Source organism: Rhizorhabdus histidinilytica (genome assembly GCF_900167915.1).
In the GTDB taxonomy this organism is placed as follows: Bacteria; Pseudomonadota; Alphaproteobacteria; order Sphingomonadales; family Sphingomonadaceae; genus Rhizorhabdus; species Rhizorhabdus histidinilytica.
The window spans coordinates 36,863-57,372 of record NZ_FUYM01000016.1; the positions used below are offsets into that span (position 1 = coordinate 36,863).

Consider the following 20,510-nt stretch of genomic DNA (forward strand, 5'->3'; position numbering starts at 1 on the left):
CCTTGACTTAGCGCATCGCGAACAGCTCCTGATGGAAACGTTTCGCTACCGGAAAGCCCAGCGCGGCAAAGTCCCGGCGCAGCGTTTCACCAAATCCAAGGGGGCCGCAAAACCAGAGGCTCGCCTCCCGCCATTCCGGCACGGCGGCGCGTATTCGCTCGCCATCGAGGCGGCCATCGCGTGCATCGACCAGAACATGCAGGCGAATATGGGCAGCCGCCGCATCCGCTTGCAGCTTGCCCAGAGCCTCCTCGTCGACTTCGGCCGTGCAGTGGAAGAGATCAATCTCCGCGCGCGCGCCTTCGGGACTCTGGGCCAGATACTTCATGCGGGCGATGAACGGCGTGATACCGATCCCGCCACCGATCCAGATCTGACGGGCGCTATCATCGTCGAATGTGAAGCATCCATAAGGCCCCTCGATCCTGATCTCCTGGCCGACATGGAGTTTTTCGGGCAGGCGCCGCGTATGATCCCCCAGTCCCTTGGTGATGAAGGTGATCCGCCGCTCATCCTCGCGCCAGGCGGACGCGATGGTATAGGGATGCGGCCCTTCGGCCGGGTCCGACACGGCAAAGGCGAACTGGCCGGGTCGGTGGCCGGGCCACCCCTCCCCCATGTCGACGATGGTCTCGAGCGCCCGCACGCCCGGATAATGGTGGATGGCGGCAATCCTGCCCGGCACCTGCCGGTCCCGGCCTGCGCGGCGCGACAGAATGAGGATCGCCGCCCCGGTGCCGCAAGCAAGCAGCGCCGCCAGCGTGAGGCCGTACGGAGACAGCCAGTAGCTGAACGTCGTCAGGATCACGGCATGAAAGACCAGCACGAGATAGGCCAGCGCCAGAAGCCGATGCGTTCGATAGAAGAAGCGGTAGGGAATGCGCTGGATGAGCGCGACGGCGATCAGCGCAACCACGGCATAAAAGGCCCACTCGCCCAGACCCTCCGCCGTGTGGCGGAGACTGGCGAACAGGGCCTCGACAGGATTGCTTGCGGGCGGTTGCGGGCCACGCGACGGTCGTTCGAGCCAGCCCCACCCCACGGCCCATTTCGGACCCTTCGCCCACAGCCAGTGCGCGATGGCCGTGACCAGTGCCGCGATGCCGAGCCATTTGTGGAGACGATACATCTTGTCCAGTCCGCCCAGCCCATGTTCGGGCCAGCGGGGGCGGATGGCGAGCATCATCGCGACGCTCATGCAGGCGATCGCCAGCGCGCCGCTATACTGCACCGCCGCGCTGCGGATCGCGAAAAAGCCGGACGACCGGAATATGGACAGGTCCGCAAGAAGCCACAACATGGTGACCAAGGCGGCCAGGCCCCAGAATGTCAGTCGCAGGTTGCGCATTTCGATCCTTGTCCGGCCCTTGCGTCAATTGTTCCCTTCGCCCTGTAGCGATCGGCCCAGCTGTGGGATTGATTTCGGACAAGAAGGCAGAACCCCTTGCTCGGCGCATGCGAACATCGCCGACAAGTCTGACGAAAGCCTGACGAGCATTACCCAAATTCGATAGTGTCAGGCCTCGCAGCGTGACATATTTCACGAAATGGGTGCACCATCGGCAGCATAGGTCCGGCTCCGGTCGTATTCGTGGTCGCCCGCTTCGTCGACAAGATAGCCGGACACTTCTTCGGCGTAGTCCGCTTCAAGCACTCCTGTAGCACTCGGAATCAGACGAACACCGAAACCGTTGGCAAAGAGAAGGCGATCTGCCTCCTTCATTGCTGCAAACTGGTCATGTGCGGTCACGCCCAGTTTGACGCGCACGGTGGCATAGACGTGAACGAAATGGGTTGGCGCAGACATGCTGATCTCCCTTTGAGGCATTGGAATGATCGCGGGTGACAGGCCCAGATGCCTTGGCGCACGGCCGACATCGTCAGCCCCGATCGAGGCCGAAGTCATCAGCGGGGTTCGATGACGTCCCGCAATATAGTGCTGAGGGCATCATTGATCGCGTAAAGCACACCGCTATGGGCAGTGTCGCCCATGCCGTCGAGATAGAGATCCGGGATTAGATTGTTGACTGCATGCGTCGCATCATCAACGAGTTGATCGAATTCGTCCTCGGTCATGGGGCTATTCCTGACCAGGAGATGCGGACAGGCTCTCAACCTGTATCCGGAAGGTGGCGCCATCATTGAGCGTCAACCCGATCTCGACACCGTCTTCATTTTCACAGCTGGAGAGGATTTCCACGTCAGCACGGGTTCCATGCACAGCCGAGACGATATGATGGTGGTGATCCCCTGACGGCCGCCCTCCCACGTCGCATGCCTGCATGTGGGTCTCGAGCAACTCGCACAGCACTGCGGCGACTGTGCATGCTTTCGTCATGGACGATCCGTCAGTCATCTGCGTGCTCCATCCTGTCGTCAAAGAAGGTGCCGTCGTTGCCGAGCGCGGTGAGTTCAGCCTGCAGGGCATGGGGTGGGACATCGTCGGCGGATGTGATGGCGAAGGCGCCAACCATGTCACCGAAGTCCATTTCCTCGCCGATACGGGCGAGGCTCATGGTCGAGAGGCGATCCTCATCGCTGTCATGCATCAACAGCGTGACGCCAATAGTCACCTTTCGGATTTTCATCTTATGGGATGGACGCCTCCCGCAAGCGGGCCGAGCATGTTGCCACAGCGACCGGGAAGAGGAGTTCATCACATGCAAATGCTAGCGATCGATTTGGGCAAGCAGTCTTTTCACATCTACGGGATCACTTGCGAAGGTGAGGTAATCTCGCGGAAGGTTAGCAGGGCAAAGCTGGTCGATGCGGTGACCAGATTGCAACCGCAGTCGGTCGCGATGGAAGCCTGCGCCAGTTCACACCACTGGGGCCGCGTCTTCGAGGCGCTGAGTTATGCCGTTCGCCTGATCCATCCGCGTTTCGTCAAGCCATTCGTGAAGGGATCGAAGAATGATGCGGTTGATGCCGAAGCCATTTTCGAAGCTGCCAACAGGCCAACCATGCGGTTCGTGCCGCTGAAGAGCGTCGAACAGCAGGATCTGCAAGCTCTGCACCGAACGCGTGACAGACTGATCGTGCAGCGCACCGCGTTGATCAATCACACTCGTGGTCTTTTGGCCGAGTATGGCGTCGTCATGCCGGCAGGTGCGTCCCGGTTCCGGCTGCAGGTCGACAAGATGATCGAAATTGCCGAACTATCGCACTTGGCGAAGGACCTGTTCCTGAAGCTCGTCGAGGAGTATCGCGACTTGGATGCCAGAGTATCCACTCTGGATGACATGCTGGTTGATATCTGCCGGAGAGACGATCGTTGCAAACGTCTGACTACGCTGCCGGGGGTAGGACCGATTGTCGCAACCTCCCTCATCGCCGCAATTGACGATGGCCGACACTTCGCATCCGGCCGAGCCCTTTCTGCCTGGATTGGACTGGTTCCGCGACAATACACGACCGGCGGAAAGCCAAGGCTCGGTGGTATCGGGAACAGAGCCAATCATTACCTGAGGCGCCAGCTGATACATGGTGCACGGTCTGCGTTGCTGCGGATCGCCAAGCATGACGACCGGCGTTCAAAATGGGCGCAGGAACTGCAATCAAGGGCAGGCCACAACAAGACACTCGTCGCCATGGCAAACAAGACTGCTCGCATGGCCTGGGCGATGTTGCGAAGCGGCGAAAGTTACAAAATGGCGTGACCGTTCGGGCAGCGGGCCGCAATCTGATCAGAGGTTACAAATGCGAGGTGAAGACTTGATGGTGTAACGGCACGGACCGCCGCTTCACAGCCTGTAAGGAACGATGGCCCTCGAGGCCGCTCATCTTAAAAGGCACTGAACCGCGCGGATTCCCATCATGGCCAGGGGCGAAAACACCTCAATCAACAGGCCGGATAGATTCACGCATCCAATGCCGGAGCAACATCGAGAAACTACCTTGCGCGGGAGGCGTCCATAGAATCGTTCCTTCCCTGGATTGACGTGTTTGCTGGCCTTGGCCATGCCAGCCGCGTTGCACCGCCGAATGCCCGCAGGCGCGCTGCCATCGTGCTGCGCAGACGGGCGCGATTTGCGATGACGGTTTCCCATGCCAATGGCTCGCCTCGCGCCGTGACGAAGCCCGCGGCAGGCTTACCGTCGGCGGTTTCGATGACGATGCGGTGGCCGCGCGGGGGAAGCTTGCCGGCATAACGGGCCGTAAATTCTCCGAGCCGGCCCGTCAGGCCATTGACGGCCTTGCCCCAACGAATGTGGCCTGCCCCGACCGTCTGGCCCGCGAGAAACCCACGGTCGAGCCAGATACGAAAGTGCGTCCGTTGCTGGAGCGCGGTGTTCCGCGTTCGTTCCATTGTCCGGCAAAGCGGAAGCGCTGCAGCATGTGCATCGAGCAAAGCCAGATAATACCCTTGGGCAGCGACAAGGATGTCATCAAAGTCGCGATCACCGAGCAGCGCCCGCAAGCAGGCCTGGAGTGCGCGATCGGACGCGAGTACCTCCAGTGCTTCGGGACCACCGAGGGGCAGCGCCGTATCGGCTCTATCGAGAGGGTGAAAACCGGCTCCGGAAATGACGACGATGGTCGCCTCCCCGCAGCCCGAGCAGGAATCGAGAGCCGGACGAAGCAGGGCCGTTTTTGCCGGCGCGGCGACCAGTCCGGCTTCGGGCGCACCGATCAGGAGGAGGCGACGATGCCAGCGTGCCGGCCGCGGCACGTCAGTCGGCTTGAGCCATTCGCTGGGACGAGGCCGCGCGGGCAAAATGGCCGAAGACGTTGGTGTGCGATCCACCATCAAGGCGCGGCGCGCGGTGTCGAAGAGGTCATCGCGGTTGCCGCCACCATCGCAAAAGCCGTGATCATAGGCTTCGGCGCCCGCATCGAGTGGGCCAGGCTTGCGGCATTCGGGATCCCAGCCCGCATGCGCGGCATACCAGCCATCGGCATAGCGGACCGATCGATCCCAGTCATGGCCATGGAGATCGCGCGCGCGCAGAATGGCACGATCGCGATCATCCCCCCGTCCCTCGGCGACTCGTCTTGCGGTGAAGGCGAAATTGCGGGCCTGTCGTTCCGCCTCGACCATGTGCGCCATCGCTTCCATCACCGGCCGCAGTGCCGTGACACGCTCGCGCATACGTGCCATGCGCTGATCGAGTGGGGAATCGTTCGCAAGGTCCGGGAAGCGGCGCCAGGCATCAGCGAGCGCCGCTGCTTGTACCGGGCTTCGACCATGGGCAATCCATGCGTCGGTGTCAGCGGGGTCAAACGGCTCTGACATCATCGGTCTCCTTCGATGCGAATCCCAGGAGACGTGGCGGCGATGGTCGGAGGGGACAGCGTACCGCTCCGACAGTTTCTCGATCACACCCACAACTGGCATACGCGCGCGCAAGCCCGCGCCCGAAATCGGAATGCACCGAGATCAACGCTTGCCGTTCGAACGAACTTTCCGTGAAAGGTATATAGAGGCGATAGGAATAGCCCGACTCCTGGACGCCGATCCTGACGCGGACGAAAAGAATGCGCATGATCGCCTTCGTTCAGGCGACGAGACGGGGAACAACGGGCTGCGATGTGGACAAGCGAAGCTCCCGCCGGATTCGTGCGGCGAAGCGGCCCGGGTCGACAAGTTCGCGGATTGACGCCCAACAATTACGGTCTCCAAGATGATCGTCGCGGCCCTGCACCTTGCGAAAGCACACTTCCCGATCGGGACCGGAGAGGCCGAGCGAGAGTTGCACCCAGACATCCTCGCCGTGCAGCGTCACTTCGCCTGACACGGCGGGACCACCCTTGTTGGACCGGATATCGAAACTGCCCTCGTCGAGCGCGAGGGCGTCGGCCAGGCGGCGCATGGCGGCGCGCCCCTCCGAATGAAACAGGCGCTTGGCGGGCTCGTCATGGGCAACGCCGCGATAGGCGAGCGTCTTCAGAACCGGCCGGTTCCGCAGCTCGGCGATCCGCGCGATGCAGTCGCGCCGCAGATCCGCGTCCGGTGCACGCGTTTCGCACACCGTCCCCAGATGGCGCGCAAGCAGAATAACCGCCGGATCACGTTCGAGATCGATGCCGGCGTTGCGGCAATCGGTGATGGCGGCGTGGATCGCATGCAGCGCCGTGCCGATCGTGATCAGCGCGCTGGGATCGAGAGCCTGACTGTAGCGGAAGGCGAGATCATAATTCATGAGAGTCTCCGGGTCTCGAGCGGTTCGGCCGCTCACACCTCCGTTCCCCCTCTCCTCACCTTCAGTCCGCTGATGCTGCGCCGTAGATGTCCGCTGCCCATTGCTCGGTCCACAGGGCCGTCATCTCGTCATGGTCGAGATCGCCGGTTTCGATGAGATCGCGTATCTCGCGGCGCGCCTGTGCGATCACCCGCTCCCAGGGGTCTGCCGGTTCGGGAGGTGGCGGCACCTCAGGTTGCACCGGCAACTGTCGCGAAGGCCGATCAAGGCGAGCATGCTGTCTGAGCAACCACTGCGTCATATGGTCCGCCACCAAGCGGTCGGTCTTGGCTTGACCACAACGTCGCGCGGCGATGCGCGCGCTGACCCCATAGGCCTGGCTGTCGATCGAGGCGATACGATGGGCGAAGGCGGTGAGATAGGGGATGGCGGCGCCCTTGACGCCGAAGAGATGCAGACGGGTCTGCCTTGGCAGCACCTGGTCGAGACGATCAACGACGGCGATCAGTCCATCCGCGCCATGGACAGGGCGCCGGCACATGCTGCCGACACCGACAAGCCCGGCGCGCTCGATCATATGCGCGAGCGCCACTGCACAGCGTTCATAATCACCGGGATGACGTCCCTGAATGACCGGCATGAAGGTCGCATCGATCCCGGCATTTTCAGCGCGCAGCCGGCATTCGATGTTGGCCCGGATGGTACGGGACATGCGGTCGAGCACCTCGTTGCGATCGCTGGCCACTTCCTGCTCGACGCAATAGTCGAGGCTTGCCCACCAGCGGAATGGATAGGCTGCGGCCAGGCCGACATAATCATCGACCGTCCAGGGATAGCGCCCATAGGTGACCATTGCGCTGAACCCCGCGCTGTCGAGGCTGAGGCTGCGAAGACCATGCGCATTCATGAGTGGCCGCGTCGTCCAGCCGGCCCATTCGCGCCAACCTCGCTTCGTCGACCAGCGCGACAGGGCATTGGCGGAAATCAGGACGGGCTGCTGAAGCTGTCGGGCGCGCCGCAGGAGCACCCCATCAGCAAGGTGCGGCAGTCCCACCATGACAGCGATCGAGCGTGACTTGACCGGATAATTGTTCATGTTATGTTCCATTCAAGGGAGATTTTTAATGACCGAGCAGGCCGCCCGCTATTTTGAACCGTTCGATCTCGATGTGACGCTGCGCGATGCCGCGCTTGACGATCAAAACCGCCCCACCCGCCGCATGCTGGCCAATGCGGCGATCGGTATGCATGTCGAGGATGCCTATTATTCGGTGCGCGAACTGCGCGAGGCGATGTCCTGGGTCCATGAGGGTGAGACGGGCGGCAAGCGCAAGCTCGCGTCCATCCTGAGCAATCCGGCAGGCGACGATTTCCAGCGCTGCATCTATTTCTGCCTCGCTGGCCGCGGCATCGTCGAGATGCTCGACGATCTGATGTGGCTCGAAGAGCTGCTCGAAGCGCGCGGCCGCGTCGCGGGCAGCATCCACCGCCGGAAAATCAGGGCACGTCCGCTGGTCTCGCCTTATGTAGCTGACGAACCGGATGGCCCTGTCGTCGCCTCAACCGAGAACTTCAGGCAAGGCCGTTCCTGGTGGGCCGATCCCGGCCTCACTGCCTGACGGGACCGCGCGGTACGCCGCTCCAGCCTTGGAGATCACCGCTCACAAGCGAGGCGGTCGCCGCGCCGCCACCGAGCCGGCTCGATCCACTGGCCAGCGAACGCGCCAGCCTTGTTTCGCTGCGCGGCGGCAAAGGCTTCGGTATATTGCTTCGCACGCGCCGGATCGGTTTTCAGGAATTGGGGTTGGGGAATGGCGAGACCCGCGCGGATCAGCGTCTCTCCGAGATCGCGGCCTTTCACGGTCACAGTCGCCACCGGCCGACCATAGCTCGAGCGGTTGGTGAGCCGGATTTGGGCGTCGGCTTCGCCCAGAATCCGCGCGGCATGATCCTGAGCCGCCTTGCCACATTCCCAGCACGACCGCGCCCGTTCACAGAGCTGACGGCGCTCGAACGCATCGACACCAAGGAGACGGAAATCGGCTGCAATCGTGTCGCCATCGAGCGCGCGAGCGGATGCGGTAAACCCCGGCTCATTGACGGGAGCACCCCGGACGTCGCATGCGGAGACAAGGAATAGGAAACACAGAAAACGATACATTCGATGTCTATGACAAAGGGCGCTGATCTTTTCCATTGCGTCGAACACGAAGTTCAGTCCCCAGGAAACCAGTCGAACGTCAAGGTGCGCGCGCCGGCCCGGCTTTCGAGTTCAAGGACGTCGGCAATGGTCCAGATCTTGCGGGATTCGCGCGCCAGGTCCGCGTAACCACCGTAGGTGCAGCCGCCATGCACGATGAACTGGGCGTGGATGTTCTGGGTCGCCGCTTCGGAGAGAAAGAAGCCCGCAACGCCCTTGATATATTGTGGCGGGAGAACGCCCAGCATAGCGTCGTAGAAACGCTGCGTGATCCGGCTGAGAGGAAATGACGCCAATGTTTCGGCGCGCGTGCGTTCGAAATAGGCGTTGGTGGACTCGACAACAGCGTCGGGATGGCGATCGCGGTGACGCGCGAGCAGCGCGGCTGCGTCCTCCCTGCTGTGTGCGTAGTCGAGGGGGAATTTCGAAGACCGCGCGGTAATGTAAAAGTTAGTGTCCATGGCGGATCCTTCCAGCTTGGAGAACACCGTCATTCATCCCCCTTCCCTCTTGCCATGGGTCGCGAGCGGCGGGATCATGGGCCTGGCTGCGTTGCAGCGGCGGTCAGCATGCGGATGGGCTTTGCTCCGGAAGACATGAATGGAGAGGGCTTCAGGCGACCATCTCGAGGACGATCAGGCCCGACGACGCAGGGTCGGTAGAGATGCGGAAAGGCTGCAGCGGATCGGTAGTGCGCAGGATGCTTACCTTACCCTGCGAATGATCGAAAATCCGGCTGGCGACGCGCAGGGCATTCTCGCGGCTGCAGAGCAACTGGCGTTTGGGAGACAGACAACGCCTGTCGATGGCCGTCGTCATGACCTGATCCCTTTCTCCTCGAGGATTGACGCTCATGCAAACAGCGTCTTGTGGATCTTGGTGACCGGTACGACCACCCAGGCGCGCGTCATGAGGCGACTGATCCGGTAGAAGCAGCCATTCTGCGGATCGCGAAGCACGAGCCTCCGGCCGCGCTTGCAGACGACGAACTCCTGCGCGACATTACCGTCGGTGAAGGTCACCGGCTCGGGAAGCCGGATGCGATCCCCGTCCGCGAGTTTGCGCGCGCGGTGCGCAAGGTTCGCCCGGCAACGTGCGCGCCAATCGAGCGCATATTCATGCTCGGTCGGGCTCAGCAGATCGAGGATCGCCGCGGGGCAGTCGGCCTCGCATGGCCCCATATTTTCGGTCAGTCGGGTAGGATTGGTGCTGCTCATGGAGTCAGCCCTGATCCCCCCGCCGAACCGCACGTGCAGCTTTCACCGCATGCGGCTCTCCACTGTGACGAACCATCACTTTGCCGTAGATCGGGCAGGCGGCCTCTGTGAGTATCCCAGTGGCATTGCTCGCACAGGACCACCGTCCTGCGGGCGCGTGCCACCTTCATTCTCACGACAAAACCGCGGTGCGAAACATCGGCCATCCCCCGGATATGGTGCACCTGACACGGAACATCGGATCGACCGCAAGCCTCGCATTGCTTGGCATTCTGACGATCAACCCAGTCCGTACGTGAGTGGGTGAACACCTGCGTCCAAGGCTGGATATCAATCCTGGACGAGGTGGCCGGATCACGTTTCAGATGAGCCAGTTTCCAGACTTTGACCGATCGGGGCTGGCCATCGACGTCGTAGCCGATGGTGAATTCCTGCCCCGTCCTCATGCGGGCCAAGACCGCTCGCACATTGGTTTTGTGCTTGCTGGCCAAGGTCTTGAACAAGCTCCACCGCTGGAGAAACTCAAGCCTGTTCAGCTTGAAGCTCACATCCTTGGCGAGAGCATAGTAGTTCGCAAAACCCCGCAATTCGGCGTTGTAAGCTAGGACGATCTCAACGTCGCTGCAGCTGAGCAGCAGGCTACGATGACGCGGCTTCAACACCGACAGATCACCATAACCTTTTGCAGAAGCGAACGCGTGGACCTTCTCCCAAGGGACATGCAGCTGCATCACTTCCGACGGCGGCCTACGAAGGAAGCTGACGGAACCTTGTCGGCTCCGGACAACCCGTTGGCGTGTCGTATATGTGCGGACCTCATATCCAAGGAAGGCGGCTCCATCGCTCGCCTTGCGGATACCGCTTTTCTCCTCGGACACCGTGAGCGCCAGCGCCTCGGTCAGGAATGCCCTGACTTCGGCGAACACGCTTCGTGCATCCTCCTTGCTACCGATAACCCCAATCATGAAGTCGTCCGCGTAGCGACAGTAACGAAGTCGGCGATAACCGGGGTCCATCGCGTCTCTCGACGGGATGGACCGCTTTTGCGGCAGTAAGGTTTGGATTTTGGCCAAGGAGGCCGCAACCTTCACCTCGTCGACATTGTCTTTGGCCCGCAGCATGGTGACGCGCTTCCGTTGTTTCTGGATGCGCCCAGCCAGTCGCCCATATTCCGGGTTCGTGGCACGGACCTTCCCCCTCTCGAAAGCCGCGATCCGTTCCGCCATGAACATATCGAGTTCATGGAGGTAGATGTTGGCCAAGATTGGAGAGACGATACCGCCCTGCGGAGTGCCGCTGTAGGTCCGGGTGTGAACCCGGTCTTCCATAACACCCGCCTTAAGCATGCTGCCGATCAAGCCGATGAATTTCTCGTCATCGATCCTTTTCCGCAACAGCCGCAGGAGGATGTCGTGGTCGATGTTCTCGAAGAACCCCGCGACATCCACATCTACGAGCCATTTCACCCCCGTCCATACGGCTTTGACGTGTTCAAGCGCCGTATGACACGACCGGCCCGGCCGGAATCCATGGGAGGCGTTCGAGAACACCGGTTCATAGATCCGTTCGAGCAGTTGCCGCGCCACTTCCTGAACGAGGCGGTCGTCGCGCGTGGGAATGCCCAGCGGACGCCGTTTGCCCTTGCCTTTCGGGATAAACACCCGACGCACTGGTTTGGGATCATAGGTCCCTGCCGTCACGCTGGCGATAATCGGGTCGAGGTCTTCCGGTCCGAAGTCCGCGAAGGTCTCGCCGTCAATACCCGGCGTCATCGCACCCTTGTTGGATCCGATCTTCTGGAGCCCCTCCTCCCAAAGGAGGCGAGACCCCATCAGACGATAGAGTCCATTCACCCTTTTGCCCGACGCAACGAGCGCCGGAATGGCCTCCAACCGGCCTTTCACAGTTTCTGGCAGCATCAGCACACCCCATGATCGGTGGTTGAAGAATCACAGCTGCCGCCCTTCCCCCGGTCTTCCCCGCTTTCGGCCCGATCGCTCGAGACCTTATACAGTTGCACCGCCGCCTCCGAAGAGGTCGATGTCCCGGGCATTACCCCGGGCATTTGAGTAATATGGCGGCTCCGTACCCATGCAGGCCGGCAGAAGCCGCCTGTTTAGGGCATCCCGTAGTTACGCTGAATGGAGATGCGGCGCGGTTAGGTGTCCCGTTCGTCCACTAAACCCCTCGACGAGAGGCGCACCGGATGGGCTGAGAAACAGGCGGCCAAGACATGAGACCGCTGTCATCATCCGGACCTGGCGTGACAGTCGCTTTCGCCAGTATCGCTATATAGATTGCTGCAGACTGGGATTTAAGCAGTGTAGCCTTCACCATACGCACCTTGCCCTGACCGTCATCGCCTCCATTTGCGACTAAGACGCATCTGGCCTTTTCCGAACATGCTATTGTTCCCCGTCCCTTTCGGGATTTCAGACCTTGTGAGGCCCGAGGTTAGTCCGGCGAGCAGAGGCATTCTCAACTTACCTCATCATCACTGATACTCCATTTCAGCGCCGCAACGGCGCACTATCCTTGTACCCGAACTGGTGGCCATCGCGCGAGCGTGGATTCCAGCGCACCAGGCACACTACCGCGAAAACGTTGCCGGCAATGCCGTCCACGATTTCCTGGGCTGCGGCGTAATAGGTCCGATTTCCCGGACAGGAGGACGCGAGCACCCTGAGGCCGCGTTTCGTGCCGTCCTCGAGCGTGTTTTCGTAGGTAAGCTGCGCGTCGAGATAGGATTTGGCGGTCTTGTGGCCGCCCATCGACGTAAAGGGCATGAAGAGCCATCCCATGATGAGTCCTTTCTTGAGGAAGGAAACCGGCCGCTGGCCGTTTCCGGTTTGAGGATCGTCGGGCCGCGAGCGCTGGTCAGCAGGCGAACGCCCGCGTATCAAAGTCGCAGTATTTTCATGTCGTGCGGATGTGACCTTCCGCACCCGTCATTGTCGGAGAAGTCATGCTCGCCGCGTCGGCCATTGAGATAATCGGCGGCACGCCTTTGATCGCACTGGATCGCATCTACACGGGTCCTGGTCGCATCATCGCCAAGGCCGAGTTCCTGCTGCCCGGGGGAAGTGTGAAGGACCGTGCCGCCAAGGCGATCCTGCTTGCCGCAAGAGAGGATGGCCGGCTGAAGCCGGGAATGCCGGTCGTGGAAATGACGAGCGGAAACATGGGCGCCGGACTGGCGGTGGCATGCGCCGCGCTCGGCCATCCCCTCGTCGTCACGATGTCGGCAGGCAACAGTCCGGCGCGAGCGAAGATGCTCGAAGGACTCGGCGCCGAAGTGGTGCTCATCGCCCAGGTGGATGGAAGCCCGGGCCAGGTGACGGGTTCCGATGTCAATGCTGCCGCACAGGCGGCTTGCGCGATCGCCCGGGCGCGTGACGGTTTCTACGTCGATCAGTTCAACGCTGCAGAGGGGATCGCAGCGCACGAGACCACGACAGGCCCGGAGATCCTGGCGCAGTTCGGTGGCCCGGTCGACGGATGGGTTGCAGCGGTCGGCACGGGCTGCACCTTCGTGGGCGTTGCAAAGGCGTTGAAGCGCGCCAATCCCGGTACGGTCTGCGCCGCTGTCGAACCGCTGAACGCGCGGCCGCTGGCCGGAGAACCGGTGCTCGACGCCCGGCATAAACTCCAGGGCATCGGTTATGGCACGGTTCCGCCGCACTGGGATCCGTCGCTGATGGATATGAGTGTCGGCATCAGCGATGATGAAGCTGAAGAGTGGCGGCGTACTCTGGCCCATCGCGAGGGCCTGTACGTCGGCTATTCTGCCGCTGCGAACGTCTGCGCCGCGGCAAAGCTGCTGGCATCGGGGCGGTTGACGGCTGATGCCGTCGTGGCAACGGTGCTTTGTGATACCGGCCTGAAATACTGAACCTCGGCGTGGGGGTGGCCCCGATGGACGTGCATCCGGTCGGCTGCCGGCTGCGCCTTGCTCGCCGCGCCGAAGCTTTTGAGATACGCGAAAGCCTGTTCAGCCTTGGCGGCAGCGTGGATGATCGCGGTCTTGTCGCCGCGGAGGATACCGAGCCAATGCGCCACATAGCTCGCATGACTGTCATGGAGGACGTTGGGCAGACCAAGGTCAGCACAGCAGAGCCCCGCCCCGATCTCGGCGCAATATCCTGACAGTCCAGCGAAAAATGGCGGTTGAAAGGTGAAAACCATCGGTGCCTCCTGCACTGCCTAAAAACCCCATGGCTCCCCCGAGGCGGGGGTGGGCGGCGAGAACGACCGGAGAGGCCCGCGCAAGCGGGGGGCCGCACCCGGAGGGGCGAAATGCAATGGAGCAGCGCGGCGAAGCCGGGCTTGCGGCGCGCCGTGGCGGGCCTAGCAGGGAGCGCCGACCAGACCCGCATCGAGGGAGGCCCAGAAATCAGCGCCGCCGCGCCAGCGGCGTCCGCTGGTGAGCGGGCGAAGCCCGCGCATCGCCGTGCGCGACGAAGCGGCCGAGCCCGCGAGGGATCGGCCGCTCGGCTTTGGTCGCTGCTGGATCATGGCTGACGGGCGTGCATCCAGTCGGCCGCTGCCTGCGCCTTGCTCGCCGCGGTGAAGATCGCGCGGGGCTCGTCCTTGAGCAGTTGCAGCCAGGAGGCGATATAGGCCGCGTGATCGGGTCGCGGTTCGTGCGCGATCCCAAGATCGGCGAGCAGGAACGATGCGGTCAGTTCGGCGGTCGCTTCCTCCATGGCGAGCGCGTGCCTGGTCCACTTGGCGCTGAAATCCCGGTCGAGCCGGTGAGCTGCGCCACTGGCATGAGCCGCCTCGTGAATATGGGTGGCGTAGAAGCCGTGGGCATCGTGGAAGGCGCTGAAATCCGGCATGTGGATGCGGTCTTCGGCGATGTGATAATAGGCGCTGGCCGAGCCGTAGACGGTATCGATGCCGAGGGCGGCGATGAAGGCTTCGGCGGCGGCGAGGCGTTCGCTCTCGGGCAGGTCCGGCCCCGGTTCGGGCGCATAGCCATCGACCTGATCGGCGTTGAACAGGCTGAACGCCTTGGCGAAAAGCCGGCGGTGGTCGTCATCGTCGCCGGCGTCGTCATCCTTCGCGCGAAACTCCTTCCAGAGGACGCCGAGGCTGGCCTGCTCGCCCTTGCGGACCTGCGCGCCGAGCGTCTGCCACTGGCGATAGGTGCCCCAGACGCCGCTCGCATAGCCGCTGCCATAGGCGGCTGCCCAGAGCGAGACCGTATTTATGCCGCGATAGGGCTTGCCGCTGGCGACGTTCGTCGGGCGGGTGACGTCGGCGCCAGAATGATGCCATGGCATGCGCCAGGTGCCGGTGCCGGCTTCGATGGCGTCGACGATCGCTTGCGTGACGCGAGCATAGACGTCGACACGTGGTGAGGCTGACATGATCTGTTCTCCGTTCTCGCGCCGGGGACCATCCCCGGCGGCGGAGGCCCGTTCGCGCCGGGCACAGGGGGGCTCGCGCACCCGTCAGGGCCGCAGCGAAGCGAAGGACGGCGAAGCCGTTGCGCGGGCGCGCCGACCGGCGCAGGACTCCGCCAACAGCCGGGGTGGTCTACGGCGTGGGAGGATCGATCCCGGCAATCACCGCGGTCAGGCGATCAAGCTCGCGCTGGAGAGCCTGACGCTGAAGATCGGAGATGCGCCGTTCGCGTAGATGCGCCCTGGCATCGGCCGCCGCGCGTTCCCAGGCCGGCCTGTGGCGGGCGGTGATGCAGGCGTTGGGACAGCGGGTCGGCTCGCACAGGGCGGTGAGCGGCTGCGCGGGATCAGGGGTCGTCACGCGCTTGAGGCAGAGCGCGGTCGCGGGATCAAAGAAGCAATCCGCGAGCGGGCCGACATGGAAGGTGCGCGCGACGCTGGCGAGCATGACGCGCAGGCGGGCGCGATCGGCGATCATGGCGGGCAAAGGCCCTTGTCTGACGGCGGCATCGTCGAGCGTCCGCGCGATGCGCGGTCCCGCTGGGCCGCCGAGCGATGCGCCGCCCTGACGGCGGTCGAAATAGTCCAGCAGATCGTCAATCTGACCGAGCCGGCGCTGCGCTTCGACCTCGGCGCGAAACCCCGATGCGCTGGTCCCGGCATAGCCCTCGAAAGCGGCGACCGAGGCGTGCTTGTACTGGATCATGCCGGCGATGGTGCCGAACGGGCGGTTGGCGATGTGCCACGCGATCGTGCGCCGGAACTGCCGTGTCGTGATGCGCCACGGCTTGCCGTCGGGACCGCGCGGGATGACCGGCATATCGGGGTTGCCGAAGGCGGTGTTGAGGTGGTCGCGGAAGGCGTTGAGCTGGCGGACCACCTCGCTCGACAGATGCGTCTTGGAGACGGCGCTCGCGCGCAGTACCGGCCAGAGCGTATCGCTGCCGCTGGCGCGCGCCGGTCCTGCCGACAGGCGTTCGAGCACCGTGATCGCATCGGCGACCGGCTCGATCGTCACCCAGCTCGCCACTTCGTCCACCGCCGCCCGGCGCTTGTAGATGGTCGATCGGATGCGATGCCGTTCGATCAGGCCGTCCTCGCTGCGCGCGATAGAGACACACCCGCGCCGCATCGCCTGCACCTCGCAGTCGCGCATGCCGGTCAGATAGGCGCACACGATATAAGCGGCGGCCTGGAGCATCCGTTCCTCGTGTGCGAGAGTCTTCGCGTCGAAGCGCTCGCGCCATGGCCGACCGCTATCGGGATCGATCGAGATCGGCGTGTCCATGCCGCCGACCTCCACCCCCAGCTCGGCCGCCACTGCATCGATCAGCCTCGCTTCGCCGCCGGTCAGCATGAGATGTGCGTGCGGTTCCGCCTGCACGTCGATCCCGACATGGAGATGTAAGAGATGGGCGTTGATCGGTGGGGTCACGCTGCCGGTGTTGGGGTCGACGCGCAGCTTGCCGTTATGAGCGGTGGCCCAGATCGGTGCGCCGCGCCCCTCGCGGCGTCGGCGATCGAAATAGGCCTTCAGGCGGGTGCGGCGACGTTGCCGGCGATCAGGGTCCGAGAGGCCGGCGTCGGCGGTGACAAGGCGATCCCGGCGCGCTTCGAGCCGATCAAGCTCGCGGCGGGCGGCGAGAATATCGTCAGCGAAGACGGTGACGTAGCGCAACGACCAGGCGAGCAGCGCGGCGATGACCTCTTCCGGGAACCGTGGGGTGCGGTTCTCCCGGACATGGCGGTAGCCCGCAACGCGGGCGGGCGCCTGTCCGGCCCAGGGCTCGAATACAAGGCCTCCGTCAGCGAGGTGGTCACGATAGTAATAGAGATCGGAGACCACTTCGAGGAGGTGACCGACGATGACGGGTCGTCGGGCAGGATCGTCACGGAGATGACGGGCATAGGCATCGACCAATGGCTGATCGATACGGGAAACGTCGAGCCGTCCGAGCCGCTCACGGGCGAAGGCGAAGAACCGGCGGGCACGGTTGAATGCCTGGCGGATGCAGGCGGGCGGTAACTTCGTCCGATAGCCGGGGAGATCGGCGTTGAGGCGGGCGTAGAGATAGGCGCGCATCGCCGCCTGGACATCGGCATGTTCGAGCACGTCGAAATGCACGGTGACGTGGCAGCGCCGGGCGTTCTCGCGGAATACGGCGGGACCGAGATCCCAGCTCGCGTCGCCGACGCGCGACAGATCTTCGCGGGCGTGACCGGCCTTGAGCGGCGCGCTCGCCAGCACGGCGCGATCGTCGAAGGCGGGCGCCTGGACATGGGCTGGCATGGTCATGTGCGTGCCTCCGGCGGCAGATAAAGCCGTTCGCCTTCCATCTGCCGGCGCGCATCGGCGATGACGGCATCGGAGAATGCCGGCAGGACCTGGGCGGTGATGCGGGCATGGACGCGGCCGAACTTGGCCGCCCAATCGTTCGCGGGCAGGCTCAGCCTCTGCTCTTCGACGAATGCGAGGAAAGCGAGGATCGCGGGGAGCTTGCGCGCGGTGATGACGGCGTTGGGACAATCGAGGCAACCCCAGAAGGGCTGCGCGCAGGGTGATCCGGCATCGGCGAAGGGACTGCTATGGAAGCCCGCGCAGGCGGCGAGCCAGACATCCTGTTCGCCGTCGAGCAACGGACCGACGGTATCGGGCGGCATCAGCGGCGCGGCCTGATCGGGCGATTGGCGCAACGCCTTCTCGGCGGTGGGCGGCAGCACGGTCGGCGTCGCGGTGGCGACCGCTTCGCGAAAGGCGTCAGCGAGGGTCTTCTCGTGCAGGGACCGAAGCGACGGCAGATCGGCATAGTGGCGCCCCGCAACCTCGCGCGAATGACCGACTGCGAAGCGGGCCATGTGCCCCTCAGTCTTCGTGTACCACAGCGCCTTGTGGGTCTTGCGGAGCCGGGAGAGCAGCAGGTGGAGCGGCTTGCCGTCGTCATCGACAATAGCATGCTGTGCTATCCAGGCAGCGATCCGCTCCTTCGGATGAGCGATACCCGCCCGCAGGCCGCCAACGTTGTGATAAACCCAAAGACGATCATCGGTCAGATGCTCGCGGGCTGGCGCGGTGACGTCGATCAGGCGACGGATGAGGCCGCCAGGCGTGCCACCACCGCCGTCGCGGACGCGCATGCTCTTGTGCTCGGCGCCGCGGGCGCGGCGCTTGAGATAGCGCAGTTCCACCGTGCCGGCATGGGGGTTGGTGAGACAATCCACGGTCAGCGCCTTCAGGCACTCGGGCTCGAGCCCGGTATCGAGCGTGAGCAGCACGAGCAGCGCCGGCAGATCGCGCGCAAGCAGGTGATGGCGGCCATGCAGATCGTCGATGAGCGTGCTGATCGGCAATCCGCGTCGCATGCGCATGAAATAGAGGCTCTTCAGCGCGGGCTGGTCTGCGACGATAAAGCCCTGCCGCGCGATGATCGCTTCGACCTCGGCGCGCACGCTGGCGATGACCGGGTCGCCCTCATCGGTGCGGTCGTCGGCACCGAGACGGCGGAACATCGCTTCGACGTCGGTCCTCGCGGCGTCGCGCAACGCGCGGGCAACGAAGGGGCTATAAGCATCGCGCGGGGTCGAGCGGCCCGCCGACGTGGCCAGTGTGTAGCGCAGCCGCTCATGCAGGTCAGGCGCGATCCGATCGGGCCGGTCTGCCTCGATCGCGCGCAATGTGTTGACGATCTTGCCGACCGTTATGTGCCGGTGGATCGCGCCCATCCCGCGGCGGTCGAGCGCGGAGGCGAACCCATCGATATGGGCTGCGCGCAGGTCGCCGACGCCAGCCACGTTCAGCGCTTCGTCGCCAAGCCAGGCGAAGAACAGGCGGTAGGCATTTACATACTGCTTGATGACGCTCGCCGCACCGATCGGTCCTCCGAGCGCGGCCGACCGTCGCAATGCGCCAGCAAAGGCGATGGCGAGCGGACGAGGATCGAGTGCGGCCATATCGATCAGGACCGTCCCGCCATGCCGCGCCTCGATGGTGAACTTGAGGCCGAGCACGGGATCAGGCTGCACGGGCTCCGGCGTGATCGGCACGAAGGCGACGGGCCGGCCCTTGCGGGGACGACCGCTCATGCGCCCTGCGGTCCCGGCAGCAGCGCAAGCAGCTCCTCGACCGCCGCATCCACCGTATCGGCGCGGGTCGCAATATGGTCGAGGTAGATATAGGTGGTGGTGAGGCTCGCGTGGCCGAGCAGGCGTTGCACCTGTTGCAGCGGGTCCCCGAGGATCAGCCGGTAGCTCTCCATCGGCCCCGCCGGCAATGCCGCTTCGCGCAGTCGCTGCTGGATCAGCAAGGCAAGCATATGGACTGCGAACGTGTGGCGAAGCTGGTGCGGGTTGATCGACAGCGGGAAGCCGTTCTCCGCGCACCGGTTGCCAGCACGGGTGAAGATCACCTCCCACGAGTTGGGCCGAACAGGCTGCCCGACCTCGGTCAGCCACAGCGCCGCCGGCTCGCGGGGCGGTCCATCCTCGTCGCAGAGGATCAGGCGGCATCGTTCCTCCGGGGTGCAGATATCGCGCATGCGGTCGAGACCGGCGCGGGTGACAGGGATCGGTCGTTCGAGCTTGGTCGCGCCGTCTCGCGCGGCGAACTTGGCGACGCCCGCGGCGCGCTCGACGGCGACGTAGGCGGCAATCTGACGAAGCAGCCGACGCGGGAGCAGGACGCTGCGTCCCCGGTCGCCCTTGGTCAGCGGTGGCGGGAGAGGCAGCCAAAGTTGTTGTGCATCGCTGTCCTCGCGGTCGATCGCCGCGAGCTCGGCGGCGAGTAGACCCGACGCCTCTTCGAGGCGCAGGCCGGTGGTGACGAGAAGATCGGCGAACAGCGCGTTGCGCAGCCCGTTCCGGTCGCGCGCGCCGGGGCGCTCGGTGCCGTCAGGGGTAAGGCCGCGCAGGCCGACCTCGCGGAAAATGCGGTAGTCGTCCATCGTGACGAACCGCACATCCGATCGCCTGGCAACACGTTCATAAGCGTCATTGCGCGCCGCGATCATGCCGCGACGGCCACCATGCGCCGGTCGCCACACGGCGCGGCGGCTGAACGGCGCGTCAGTGATCAGCCCGTGCTGCTCACCCCATCGGTAAAGGCGATCGAGACTGGCGACGGCACGGTTCCAGCTTGCGGCCGTTATCCGGTGATCGGCCTCGTCGCGGCGTCGCTCACGATGATAGGCGTCGACATCGTCGCGGGTCGCAGCCCACACGGTCTTGCCGCAGGCATCGAGAAAGCGAAGCCAGACTACGACATCATAGGCATAGGCGCGCAGCGAATGGCGCGAGCGGACGCCCGACAACGGCAGGTCGAGAAAGAAGCGATCCAGATCGGGATCATAGAGCGCGTCGCCGCGCAGGATCAGCGGCACATGCGCATCGAGGCCCCTGGCCTCGCGGCGCTCGCAAACAGTAATGATCGACACCGGCGCGAAGCCCTCCCCCCGGACCCCCCACCCGGAAGCTGACCTTCACACCGTTGCGCACTATGGCCTGGCAGCAATCAGGCTGGCCTCCGCCAGCTCTTGGGTCAGCGCTA

General features: G+C 63.9%; 20 protein-coding genes and 2 pseudogenes. 3 read left to right on the top strand and 19 right to left on the bottom strand.

Translation table 11 applies throughout. The features are described 5' to 3' along the window. Positions 1–7: 7 nt before the first annotated feature. The 5 genes from B5X82_RS23400 to B5X82_RS23415 form a co-directional block, all read right to left on the bottom strand. On the bottom strand, positions 8–1,348 hold the full coding sequence (locus B5X82_RS23400) for a ferredoxin reductase family protein (RefSeq protein WP_020819423.1): 1,341 nt from the start codon (positions 1,346–1,348) through the stop codon (positions 8–10). 192 nt (positions 1,349–1,540) lie between these two features. Further along, the gene (locus B5X82_RS23405) at positions 1,541–1,807 is read right to left on the bottom strand and encodes a hypothetical protein (protein ID WP_025160949.1); all 267 of its coding nucleotides are present in this window, start codon (positions 1,805–1,807) and stop codon (positions 1,541–1,543) included. 98 nt (positions 1,808–1,905) lie between these two features. Continuing rightward, positions 1,906–2,076, bottom strand: coding sequence for a hypothetical protein (locus B5X82_RS26865; protein ID WP_020819421.1), 171 nt, complete (start codon positions 2,074–2,076; stop codon positions 1,906–1,908). Positions 2,077–2,080: 4 nt separating this feature from the next. Beyond that, positions 2,081–2,356 (bottom strand): hypothetical protein, encoded by a 276-nt coding sequence (locus tag B5X82_RS26495; RefSeq protein ID WP_025160948.1) that lies wholly within the window; start codon positions 2,354–2,356, stop codon positions 2,081–2,083. Then, a complete protein-coding gene (locus tag B5X82_RS23415; RefSeq protein ID WP_020819419.1) occupies positions 2,349–2,588 on the bottom strand; it encodes a hypothetical protein in 240 nt (79 codons plus the stop codon). Before B5X82_RS23415 ends, B5X82_RS26495 begins: the two co-directional genes overlap by 8 nt. A gap of 72 nt (positions 2,589–2,660) precedes the next feature. Here B5X82_RS23415 and B5X82_RS23420 point away from each other — a divergent pair, with 72 nt between their 5' ends. Then, positions 2,661–3,659 carry an IS110 family RNA-guided transposase gene (locus B5X82_RS23420; RefSeq protein WP_020819418.1) on the top strand — a complete coding sequence of 333 codons (999 nt, stop codon included), beginning with the start codon at positions 2,661–2,663 and terminating at the stop codon, positions 3,657–3,659. A gap of 233 nt (positions 3,660–3,892) precedes the next feature. Here B5X82_RS23420 and B5X82_RS23425 read toward each other — a convergent pair whose 3' ends face one another. The 3 genes from B5X82_RS23425 to B5X82_RS23435 all read right to left on the bottom strand — a co-directional run bounded on the left by B5X82_RS23425 (position 3,893) and on the right by B5X82_RS23435 (position 7,239). Further along, positions 3,893–5,239, bottom strand: a complete 1,347-nt coding sequence (locus tag B5X82_RS23425) for a hypothetical protein (RefSeq protein WP_025160947.1) — start codon at positions 5,237–5,239, stop codon at positions 3,893–3,895. 259 nt (positions 5,240–5,498) lie between these two features. Further along, positions 5,499–6,143 (bottom strand): hypothetical protein, encoded by a 645-nt coding sequence (locus tag B5X82_RS23430; RefSeq protein WP_020819416.1) that lies wholly within the window; start codon positions 6,141–6,143, stop codon positions 5,499–5,501. Between the two features lie 61 nt (positions 6,144–6,204). Then, complete coding sequence (locus B5X82_RS23435; RefSeq protein ID WP_020819415.1) at positions 6,205–7,239, bottom strand: deazapurine DNA modification protein DpdA family protein; 1,035 nt, start codon at positions 7,237–7,239, stop codon at positions 6,205–6,207. Positions 7,240–7,267: 28 nt separating this feature from the next. Here B5X82_RS23435 and B5X82_RS23440 point away from each other — a divergent pair, with 28 nt between their 5' ends. Next, on the top strand, positions 7,268–7,762 hold the full coding sequence (locus tag B5X82_RS23440) for a hypothetical protein (RefSeq protein WP_020819414.1): 495 nt from the start codon (positions 7,268–7,270) through the stop codon (positions 7,760–7,762). Positions 7,763–7,797: 35 nt separating this feature from the next. Here B5X82_RS23440 and B5X82_RS23445 read toward each other — a convergent pair whose 3' ends face one another. The 6 genes and pseudogenes from B5X82_RS23445 to B5X82_RS23470 form a co-directional block, all read right to left on the bottom strand. Beyond that, positions 7,798–8,304 (bottom strand): thermonuclease family protein, encoded by a 507-nt coding sequence (locus tag B5X82_RS23445; RefSeq protein WP_020819413.1) that lies wholly within the window; start codon positions 8,302–8,304, stop codon positions 7,798–7,800. A 53-nt stretch (positions 8,305–8,357) separates the two neighbouring features. After that, positions 8,358–8,837, bottom strand: coding sequence for a hypothetical protein (locus B5X82_RS23450; RefSeq protein ID WP_020819412.1), 480 nt, complete (start codon positions 8,835–8,837; stop codon positions 8,358–8,360). A 118-nt stretch (positions 8,838–8,955) separates the two neighbouring features. After that, on the bottom strand, positions 8,956–9,162 hold the full coding sequence (locus tag B5X82_RS23455) for a hypothetical protein (protein ID WP_020819411.1): 207 nt from the start codon (positions 9,160–9,162) through the stop codon (positions 8,956–8,958). Between the two features lie 32 nt (positions 9,163–9,194). Further along, a pseudogene (locus B5X82_RS23460) lies at positions 9,195–9,536 on the bottom strand (DUF6927 domain-containing protein); the annotation flags it as partial. Between the two features lie 20 nt (positions 9,537–9,556). Further along, the gene (locus B5X82_RS23465) at positions 9,557–11,479 is read right to left on the bottom strand and encodes a reverse transcriptase domain-containing protein (RefSeq protein WP_020819409.1); all 1,923 of its coding nucleotides are present in this window, start codon (positions 11,477–11,479) and stop codon (positions 9,557–9,559) included. Positions 11,480–12,091: 612 nt separating this feature from the next. Next, a pseudogene (locus B5X82_RS23470) lies at positions 12,092–12,361 on the bottom strand (DUF6927 domain-containing protein); the annotation flags it as partial. A gap of 164 nt (positions 12,362–12,525) precedes the next feature. On the opposite strand from B5X82_RS23470, the gene B5X82_RS23475 reads away from it, so the two are divergent. Next, entirely contained in the window at positions 12,526–13,452 is a 927-nt protein-coding gene (locus B5X82_RS23475; protein ID WP_020819407.1) for a PLP-dependent cysteine synthase family protein, read from the top strand. Here the strand turns inward: B5X82_RS23475 and B5X82_RS27365 are convergent. The 5 genes from B5X82_RS27365 to B5X82_RS23500 form a co-directional block, all read right to left on the bottom strand. Beyond that, positions 13,341–13,745: a zincin-like metallopeptidase domain-containing protein gene (locus B5X82_RS27365; protein ID WP_377266453.1), complete on the bottom strand. Its 405-nt coding sequence runs from the start codon at positions 13,743–13,745 to the stop codon at positions 13,341–13,343. The two genes, B5X82_RS23475 and B5X82_RS27365, sit on opposite strands and share 112 nt — an antisense overlap. 326 nt (positions 13,746–14,071) lie before the next feature. Beyond that, on the bottom strand, positions 14,072–14,935 hold the full coding sequence (locus tag B5X82_RS23485) for an ArdC family protein (protein ID WP_020818728.1): 864 nt from the start codon (positions 14,933–14,935) through the stop codon (positions 14,072–14,074). Positions 14,936–15,104: 169 nt separating this feature from the next. Further along, positions 15,105–17,267: an integrase gene (locus B5X82_RS23490; protein ID WP_020818727.1), complete on the bottom strand. Its 2,163-nt coding sequence runs from the start codon at positions 17,265–17,267 to the stop codon at positions 15,105–15,107. After that, on the bottom strand, positions 17,264–19,051 hold the full coding sequence (locus B5X82_RS23495) for a hypothetical protein (protein ID WP_020818726.1): 1,788 nt from the start codon (positions 19,049–19,051) through the stop codon (positions 17,264–17,266). The genes B5X82_RS23490 and B5X82_RS23495 overlap by 4 nt, the downstream gene beginning before the upstream one ends. After that, positions 19,048–20,397 (bottom strand): tyrosine-type recombinase/integrase, encoded by a 1,350-nt coding sequence (locus B5X82_RS23500; RefSeq protein WP_020818725.1) that lies wholly within the window; start codon positions 20,395–20,397, stop codon positions 19,048–19,050. The genes B5X82_RS23495 and B5X82_RS23500 overlap by 4 nt, the downstream gene beginning before the upstream one ends. Positions 20,398–20,510 lie beyond the last annotated feature (113 nt).

Coding starts and splice junctions, on each gene's coding strand:
- B5X82_RS23400 (WP_020819423.1), bottom strand. CDS start 1,348: ATGCGCAACCTGCGACTGACATTCTGGGGCCTGGCCGCCTTGGTCACC.
- B5X82_RS23405 (WP_025160949.1), bottom strand. CDS start 1,807: ATGTCTGCGCCAACCCATTTCGTTCACGTCTATGCCACCGTGCGCGTC.
- B5X82_RS26865 (WP_020819421.1), bottom strand. CDS start 2,076: ATGACCGAGGACGAATTCGATCAACTCGTTGATGATGCGACGCATGCA.
- B5X82_RS26495 (WP_025160948.1), bottom strand. CDS start 2,356: ATGACTGACGGATCGTCCATGACGAAAGCATGCACAGTCGCCGCAGTG.
- B5X82_RS23415 (WP_020819419.1), bottom strand. CDS start 2,588: ATGAAAATCCGAAAGGTGACTATTGGCGTCACGCTGTTGATGCATGAC.
- B5X82_RS23420 (WP_020819418.1), top strand. CDS start 2,661: ATGCAAATGCTAGCGATCGATTTGGGCAAGCAGTCTTTTCACATCTAC.
- B5X82_RS23425 (WP_025160947.1), bottom strand. CDS start 5,239: ATGATGTCAGAGCCGTTTGACCCCGCTGACACCGACGCATGGATTGCC.
- B5X82_RS23430 (WP_020819416.1), bottom strand. CDS start 6,143: ATGAATTATGATCTCGCCTTCCGCTACAGTCAGGCTCTCGATCCCAGC.
- B5X82_RS23435 (WP_020819415.1), bottom strand. CDS start 7,239: ATGAACAATTATCCGGTCAAGTCACGCTCGATCGCTGTCATGGTGGGA.
- B5X82_RS23440 (WP_020819414.1), top strand. CDS start 7,268: ATGACCGAGCAGGCCGCCCGCTATTTTGAACCGTTCGATCTCGATGTG.
- B5X82_RS23445 (WP_020819413.1), bottom strand. CDS start 8,304: ATGTATCGTTTTCTGTGTTTCCTATTCCTTGTCTCCGCATGCGACGTC.
- B5X82_RS23450 (WP_020819412.1), bottom strand. CDS start 8,837: ATGACGGTGTTCTCCAAGCTGGAAGGATCCGCCATGGACACTAACTTT.
- B5X82_RS23455 (WP_020819411.1), bottom strand. CDS start 9,162: ATGACGACGGCCATCGACAGGCGTTGTCTGTCTCCCAAACGCCAGTTG.
- B5X82_RS23465 (WP_020819409.1), bottom strand. CDS start 11,479: ATGCTGCCAGAAACTGTGAAAGGCCGGTTGGAGGCCATTCCGGCGCTC.
- B5X82_RS23475 (WP_020819407.1), top strand. CDS start 12,526: ATGCTCGCCGCGTCGGCCATTGAGATAATCGGCGGCACGCCTTTGATC.
- B5X82_RS27365 (WP_377266453.1), bottom strand. CDS start 13,745: ATGGTTTTCACCTTTCAACCGCCATTTTTCGCTGGACTGTCAGGATAT.
- B5X82_RS23485 (WP_020818728.1), bottom strand. CDS start 14,935: ATGTCAGCCTCACCACGTGTCGACGTCTATGCTCGCGTCACGCAAGCG.
- B5X82_RS23490 (WP_020818727.1), bottom strand. CDS start 17,267: ATGACCATGCCAGCCCATGTCCAGGCGCCCGCCTTCGACGATCGCGCC.
- B5X82_RS23495 (WP_020818726.1), bottom strand. CDS start 19,051: ATGAGCGGTCGTCCCCGCAAGGGCCGGCCCGTCGCCTTCGTGCCGATC.